This is a genomic window from uncultured Sphingomonas sp. (assembly GCF_964237155.1).
Taxonomy (GTDB): domain Bacteria; phylum Pseudomonadota; class Alphaproteobacteria; order Sphingomonadales; family Sphingomonadaceae; genus Sphingomonas.
In genome coordinates, this window is record NZ_CAXSHH010000099.1 from 1 (window position 1) to 7,021 (window position 7,021).

The 7,021-nt window shown below is 69.8% G+C and carries 7 protein-coding genes, 1 tRNA gene and 1 pseudogene; 5 read left to right on the top strand and 4 right to left on the bottom strand.

All coding sequences use genetic code 11. The features are described 5' to 3' along the window. Window positions 1-178 precede the first annotated feature (178 nt). Complete coding sequence (locus ACFE71_RS14100) at window positions 179-913, bottom strand: YgfZ/GcvT domain-containing protein (protein ID WP_375429401.1); 735 nt, start codon at window positions 911-913, stop codon at window positions 179-181. An 80-nt stretch (window positions 914-993) separates the two neighbouring features. On the opposite strand from ACFE71_RS14100, the gene pyrC reads away from it, so the two are divergent. Together pyrC and ACFE71_RS14110 are read left to right on the top strand one after the other, a co-directional pair. Further along, a complete protein-coding gene (gene pyrC / locus ACFE71_RS14105) occupies window positions 994-2,019 on the top strand; it encodes a dihydroorotase (protein WP_375429402.1) in 1,026 nt (341 codons plus the stop codon). Next, window positions 2,016-3,125, top strand: a complete 1,110-nt coding sequence (locus tag ACFE71_RS14110) for an FAD-dependent monooxygenase (RefSeq protein ID WP_375429403.1) — start codon at window positions 2,016-2,018, stop codon at window positions 3,123-3,125. The genes pyrC and ACFE71_RS14110 overlap by 4 nt, the downstream gene beginning before the upstream one ends. Window positions 3,126-3,234: 109 nt before the next feature. Here the strand turns inward: ACFE71_RS14110 and ACFE71_RS14115 are convergent, their stop codons facing one another. Beyond that, window positions 3,235-3,972: a DUF1134 domain-containing protein gene (locus tag ACFE71_RS14115; RefSeq protein WP_375429404.1), complete on the bottom strand. Its 738-nt coding sequence runs from the start codon at window positions 3,970-3,972 to the stop codon at window positions 3,235-3,237. A 134-nt stretch (window positions 3,973-4,106) separates the two neighbouring features. Here ACFE71_RS14115 and ACFE71_RS14120 point away from each other — a divergent pair. The 3 genes and pseudogenes from ACFE71_RS14120 to ACFE71_RS14130 form a co-directional block, all read left to right on the top strand. Further along, window positions 4,107-4,199: transfer RNA gene (locus ACFE71_RS14120), tRNA-Ser, on the top strand. A gap of 242 nt (window positions 4,200-4,441) precedes the next feature. After that, window positions 4,442-5,506: a tyrosine-type recombinase/integrase gene (locus ACFE71_RS14125; protein WP_375429405.1), complete on the top strand. Its 1,065-nt coding sequence runs from the start codon at window positions 4,442-4,444 to the stop codon at window positions 5,504-5,506. 46 nt (window positions 5,507-5,552) lie between these two features. Next, a pseudogene (locus tag ACFE71_RS14130) lies at window positions 5,553-5,813 on the top strand (integrase core domain-containing protein); the annotation flags it as partial. 111 nt (window positions 5,814-5,924) lie between these two features. Here ACFE71_RS14130 and ACFE71_RS14135 read toward each other — a convergent pair. Continuing rightward, window positions 5,925-6,596, bottom strand: coding sequence for a recombinase family protein (locus ACFE71_RS14135; RefSeq protein ID WP_375429406.1), 672 nt, complete (start codon window positions 6,594-6,596; stop codon window positions 5,925-5,927). 85 nt (window positions 6,597-6,681) lie between these two features. Continuing rightward, a partial coding sequence (locus ACFE71_RS14140) for a recombinase family protein (RefSeq protein WP_375429407.1) occupies window positions 6,682-7,021 on the bottom strand: 340 nt, incomplete at its 5' end.

Here is a 7,021-nt window from a genome sequence, read left to right on the forward strand (position 1 = left end):
GTGAATCAGCGAACGGCGCTCAGCTCAACCCGCTGATTGGGTTTGAGCCCTAGCCGGTGCCGATCCGCTCCGGCGTCCTTTGGACGCGCAGCGGTTGTGCAATCGCGCGCCTGTTTCGATCGAGTCAGGAAGAGTCGATGCGCAGCCGCCGTATGATCGATCGAGCGGGCGTTGCGATCTAGCCTGCTTCTCCCTCGCCCAACGCCGCCTCCAGCCAGGCCGGGCGGAGCGCGTCGCCGAGCGCGTCGACCCGGCGATGCTCGACCATCAGCCCTAGATCGGGATAGGTCGCGCGGGTGCGGTCGCCCGGCTCGCCCAGGGGCGCCACGACCAGGCGGCGGTTGACCTTGGCGCGGTGGTGCATGCGCGCGGTGTTCTCCTGGCCGATGTAACAGCCCTTGGTGAACGAGACCCCATTCAGCTCCAGCGCGTTGCATTCGAGCCATAGCGTCTCGCCCGACCCGAGTTCGCCCACCCCCTCCGCCACCCCGAGCGAGAGGCGGTGCGGGTGCCAGCCGACCGCGGGCGGGCTGGACGGAGCGAGCCAGCGCCAGCCGAGTTCGGGCAGCCGAGGGTCCGGCAGGGTCGTGCTGTTGTAGGGAGACCAGTGGACGGCGAGCGGGTCGCGTTCGATCGCGACCCGGCGGCGCAGGCGGTAGGCGGAGAGCTTGGCCGCGAGCGCGTCGGCCTGGGCGGCCTCGCAGTCCAGGAGGATGTCGACGCGGTCGTCCCATAGGACGAAATCGAACAACGCCTTGCCCTGCGGCGTCAGCAATCCCGTCCAGAGCGGCTTTTCGTGCGTCAGGTCGGCGATATCGGCGGGGACCAGCCCTTGCAGGAAATCGCGCGCGTCCTCCCCGCTGAGCCGGAGTACGGCGCGGTCGGGGAGCATGCCGGGGCTGGGACTGGTCATGGCGGCGATGCTAGCGCCATCGATCCAAAAGCCAAGCGCGTGCGGTGGCGCGGAAAGGCGCGGGCCGCTAGGCGGTGGCGATGACCGACCGCCTGACGATCCGCCGCCCCGACGACCTGCACGTCCACCTGCGCGACGGCGCGATGCTGGCGGCGGTGACCCCCTATACGGCCAGGATATTCGGGCGCGCGGTCGTGATGCCGAACCTTTCGCCGCCGGTGACGAGCGTCGACGCGGCCACGGCGTACCGCGCCCGGATCATGGCGGCGTTGCCGGCGGGGTCGGACTTCACGCCGTTGATGACCTGCTATCTGACCGACGACGCCGATCGACACGAGATCGTGCGCGGGCACGCCGAGGGGGTGTTCACCGCGTGCAAGCTGTATCCGGCGGGGGCGACGACCAACTCCGCACATGGGGTGACCGACCTGCGCAATGTCCGCGGCGTCCTGGAGGCGATGCAGCGGGCGGGGATGCCGCTCCTGGTGCACGGCGAGGTGACCGACCCGGCGGTGGACATCTTCGACCGGGAGGCGGTGTTCATCGAACGGGTGCTCCAACCGCTGCTGCGCGACTTCCCGGCGCTGCGGGTGGTGATGGAGCATATCACCACCGCCGAGGCGGCGGCGTTCGTCGAGGCGGGAGGCGACCGGCTGGCGGCGACGATCACGCCCCAGCACCTGCATCTCAGCCGCAACGCGCTGTTCGAGGGGGGCCTGAGGCCGCATGCCTATTGCCTGCCCGTGCTCAAGCGCGAGCGGCACCGGCTGGCGGTCAGGCGCGCGGCGACGGGAGGGTGCGCGCGCTTCTTCCTGGGGACCGACAGCGCCCCGCATGAGGTGCGCGCCAAGGAGTCGGGCTGCGGATGCGCGGGCGTGTTCAACGCCCCCTACGCGATCGAAAGCTACGCGGCGGTGTTCGACGAGGAGGACGCGCTGGGGCGGCTGGAGGCGTTCGCGAGCGAGAACGGCGCGCGGTGGTACGGACTGCCGCTGAACGAGGGGAGCGTGACGCTGGCGCGGGGCGGGGAGTTGGTGCCGGAGCGGGTGGGCGACGTGGTGCCGTTCCATGCGGGCGAGCGGTTGGGGTGGCGGTTGGAGGCGTGAGTGCTCCGACGGCCCTCGTGATCGGCGCGGGCATCGCCGGGCTGGCGAGCGCGGTCGCGCTCCGCCAAGCTGGGTGGACGGTCGAACTGGTGGAGCGCGCGCCCGAGCTGCCCGCGGCGGGCGCGGCGCTCAGCCTGTGGCCGAACGCGATGGCGGGGCTCAGGCGACTGGGTGCGGCGGCGCGGATCGAGGCAGAGGCGGCGCCGATCGCGCGCATGCTGCTGGCGACGCGGGATGGGGCCATGCTGATCGATCGAGCGGTGGCGGACGCCTATCTGCCGACGCGGGCGCTGCTGCGGGCGACGTTGCGCGACGCGGTCGGCGACTTGGCCGTCGAGTTGGGGCGGGAGGTGGTGGAACTCGTCTCGGCGGAGCGGGGCGAGGTGCGCTTCGCGGACGGGGAGCGACGCTCGGCCGATCTGGTGGTGGCGGCGGACGGCATTCGGTCGGCGGTGGGACTGGCCGTGGCGGGCAATGAGGCGCGGTACCGCGGTTATGGCGGTGTGGTCGCGCTGTCGGACGCCGTGGACGGGACGATGCCCGCCGGCCTCGCGGCGGAATATTGGGGGCGGCACGAGCGGTACGGGGTGTTCGATCTGGGGGGCGGACGGCGTTACTGGTTCCACATGCGCACCGCGCGGATCGACGAACCCGCGCCAACCCTTCGCGGGATCGCGGCGCGCCTGGAAGGCTGGCCCGCGCACGTCCGTGATGCGGTGAGGGCCACGCCCGCCGAACGCCTGATCCCTTGGCCGATCCACGCCAGGTCGCCACCCCGGCGGCTCGCGCGGGGGCGCACGATGTGCGTGGGCGATGCGGGTCACGCGATGGAGCCCAACCTGGGCCAGGGCGCGTGCCAGGCGATCGAGGACGCGGTGGCGCTGGGTGCGGCGGCGGCGCGGGCGGATCCGGCCGGCGTGCCCGCCCTATTCGAGGCTATGCGCCTGGCGCGCGTGCGCGGCGTGGTCGGGCGGGCGGCGGAGGGCGGGTACGCGGTGCATGGGCCGGTGGCGGTGCAGGAGGCGATGCGCGCCGCGCTGCGGGTCATGCCGGGGTTGGTGAAGGAGCGGTTGGCGGCGGGGGTGCAGACGATGCCGGGGTATTAGAGTGAAAGTAGGGGCGTCGCGGCAAAGCCGCGCCGTCGGTCGGGGCTGGGGCCCCGCCGGCCGGGCTTGCGCGAGTCTTGCGCCAGCGTGGCGCAAGCCGCGCTGCGCCTTAAAACGGCAGCCACTTCGACTTTTGGCTAAACCGCATATAGCCGACATTGACGCCAGCGCGCCAGCCGACGCCCAGACGGACCGGGATCAGCACGATGTTGCCGCGCCGCAGGTAGGTCGCGGCGAAACCGCCCACCGCGTACAGACGCCCCTCGGCCGCGGGGAAGCGGCGGAACAGCTCCTGGCTGTCATGCAGGTTGTAGACGAGCACGAACACCTTGTCCGCGTCGCCGCCGATGTCGAAGCCGATCGACGGGCCGGTCCAATAGACGGGGCGCTGGCCCTCGACCTTGTGCGTCATGACGCCCGATCCGTACCGAAGACCCACCACGAACGCACCCGCCGCTTCGCGGCCCGCGATGTATGCGTTGGGGCGGCCCTGGCTTTTCAGGATGCGCTCGATCACGCCGGCGAACCCGGCCGCCCCCTTGCCGAACACGTCTTCACCCGCCTGGAGCAGGTCGTCGCGCTCGAACGTGTCGGCGGCGCGGGTCGCGGCGTCCGGCGCGAGGCCGGCGACGGGAGCCGTCGGAGAGGCGGGCGCAGGGGCGGGCCCGGTCTCGGTCTCGGTCGGCTCGTCGGGGTAGGCACGCACGGGCGCGGGATCGCGAGCGGGCGGGCGGGGGGCGAGATCGGCATCGATCGGCCGGTTGGGGTCGATGGTGCGCACCTGCGTCGACGCGGGCACCGACAACGTCAGCGCGGCCATGCCCAAAGCGATCATCCACCCACGCATCGCGTAAACTCCCCAAGCGCCCGGACGGCACGTTAACCGCGGGCCGGATGAGCGCGCAATGAACGAATGCGATTGGAGCGACCGGCGGTTGATCGGACGCGACGCGCTGGCTATAGCGGGCCGGTGGCCAACTCGGAGACGTGGGTGAGTGGCTGAAACCAGCGGTTTGCTAAACCGCCGTGCGGGGTAAACCCGTACCGAGGGTTCGAATCCCTCCGTCTCCGCCAGGCCAGTTTCTCAGCCTGTATCATCCCGTCGCAGCGCGGTCGTTTCCCGAGGCGAGGTGCGCTGCTTGGCGTCTCAAACCGCCTCATCCCGCTTCACCTAATCGCAACCCCCACGGGGGCATTGTGGGGGCACGCGAACTCAACGTGTGGGGGCACTGATGCCGGATGAGACGGAGGAGCCGCGCGAGCCGCTGACCGCCAGGAGGGTCGAGACGGCAAAGCCGCGCGAGCGCGACTAAAAGATGGGCGACACGGGCGGCCTCTACCTGTTCGTGTCGATGAGCGGCCACCGGACCTGGCGCTTAAAGTACCGCTTCGGCGGGAAGGAGCGCCGTCTCCTCCTCGGCGCCTATCCCGATGTCGGCTTGAAGCGTGCCCGCGAGCTGCGAGACGACGCCAAGCAGGCTCTGCGTAATGGCCTCGATCCCGGCCTGGAGCGGACGCGCGCGCGGCACTCGCGCAAGGTCGGCCACGAGAACACCTTCGAGCAGTTCGCGCGCGAATGGCACGCGACCCAGGTGCCGCGCTGGAAGCCGGTGCACGCCGACGACGTGATCATGTCCATGGAGCAGAACCTATTCCCGCAGGTCGGCGCAATTCCGGTCGACCAGATCGACGAGGGGCTGCTGCTCCACGCGCTGAGGAAGGTCGAGGCGCGCGGAGCCATCGAGACTGCGCATAGGTTGCGGCAGCGTGCGGAGCGCGTCTTCCGATACGCCGCAGCCGCCGGCGTGAGGAACACCAACCCGGCCGTGAACGTGCGCGACGCGCTGAAGCCAGTGCCGCCGCGCAGGCGCCGGCCCGCGCTCACGGACATCGCGCAGATCCGCTCGCTGATCCGGACCGTCGACCGCGCCGCGGCCTCGCCCGTCACCCGCCTCAGCTCGCGCTATCTCGCCATCACGGCCCAGCGGCCGGGCATGGTGCGCGAGGCGATGTGGTCCGAGATCGAAGGGGTCGATTGGACCAAGCCGGACGGGCGTTCTCCGGACGCACTGTGGCGCGTCTCCGCCGCGAAGATGAAGCAGGAGCTGGATCTCCGCGAGGACGAGGCGTTCGAGCACGTCGTGCCGCTGTCGGCCGCCGCGGTGGAGGTGCTTCGCGCCGTGAGGCCGTTCTCGAGTCAGAGGGGACCGATCTTCCCGGGCGGTCGAGACATGCTCTTCCGTCGCCGCGCCGCAGTGTCATACCCGGCCGGCCGTGATCATCAGCGGCGACGCCCCACCAGGAACGCGCCATCGCGAGGGGCTACGTCGGCTCCGGGCTACGCCCTGCGCCGCCGTAGCCCCTCGCGATTCTCATCTTGATTGTCGCTGCGCTCGCATCCTGATTGTCGCGCTGCAGTGGGTCACCCATATGTTCGACATGCGCTGCCAGGAGAACGGCATCGAGCACCGGCTGATCAAGGTGAAGCACCCCTGGACCAACGGCCAGGTCGAGCGCATGAACCGGACCATCAAAGAGGCGACCGTCAAACGCTACCACTACGACACGCACCGGCAGCTCGAGACGCACCTCCAGGACTTCATCGCCGCCTACAACTACGCGCGCCGGCTAAAGACGCTGCGCGGCCTCACACCTTACGAGTTCATCTGCAAAACCTGGGGCGACTAGCCCCATCGCTTCACCACCAACCCGCACCACCAATCATCGGGACCAAACACCTAGCCACGCATCCCTGCGGGGTAGAAGATGGCAGGATCCGGGGGCGGAATGCCACGACGCTCACGACACGTTGCCGGATGCGGGCGGGGAAGCCTTGCCTCGGTGCAGCGCCATCACCCGTTTCACCTGCGCTGGGCTACACGGTGCCAGCTCGGCCGTCTTGGCGATGCTCATACCCGCCTCGCGTAGCGCGATGATGCGCCGGTGCTGGGCATGGTCGGCCTTCCGCCCGGTATACCGCCCTTCCCGCTTCGCAATGTCGATGCCCTGGCGCTGTCGTTCACGCCGGTCCTCATAATCGTCCCGCGCGGTCTGAAGTGCGACCCGGAGCAGCATGTCCTGCACCGCCTCGAGCACGATGCGGGCGACCCCGGCGCTGCCCTTCACAAGCTCCGACATATCAATGATGCCCGGTACCGCCAGCCGCGCGCCCTTGGCCCTGATCGCGTCGACCAGCCGCTCGGCCTCTGCCAGTGGCAGTCGGCTGATCCGGTCGATCTTCTCCGCCACGACGACCTCGCCAGGCTGGAGGTCGTAGACCATGCGGATCAGCTCGGGCCGGTCCGCGCGGGCACCCGACGCCTTCTCGCGGTAGACAGCGGCGACGTAGTAGCCGGCGGCGCGCGCATCGGCGACGATCCGCTCCTGCCGCTCAAGATCCTGCTCGTCGGTCGAGACCCGCAGATAGACCCGCGCGCCCCTCACCTCCTGCAGTCCGCCGTCGTCGCCCATTTCGTTCCTAGCTCTTTCGGGTACACTCGTCTTGGCCAACCAACTTATGCGCGGCTAGGAACAAGCGTTTCCGAGCTGAAATAGCCTAGCTAAGGAGCCCAAGGCTATTTGGCTCGCCTTCGCCCGGCTTCTCAGCCGTGCGGCTTAGCTCCGGCATGACCCGATAGATGGACGACCTGGCTACGCCGAGGCGACGCGCGATTGCAGCAGGTCCGAGCTTCTCTTCCTGATACAGACGCCGAACCTCGGCTGGGTCGATGGTGGCAGGCCTTCCCTTATAGACGCCCTTAACCTTGGCGGCCGTGATCCCCTCCATCTGCCGCTCGCGGCGCAGATTGGTCTCGAACTCGGCGAACACGCCCAGCATGTCGAGGAACGCCTTGCCTGCCGCCGTGCCGGTGTCGATCGGCTGCTCCGTCGCCTTC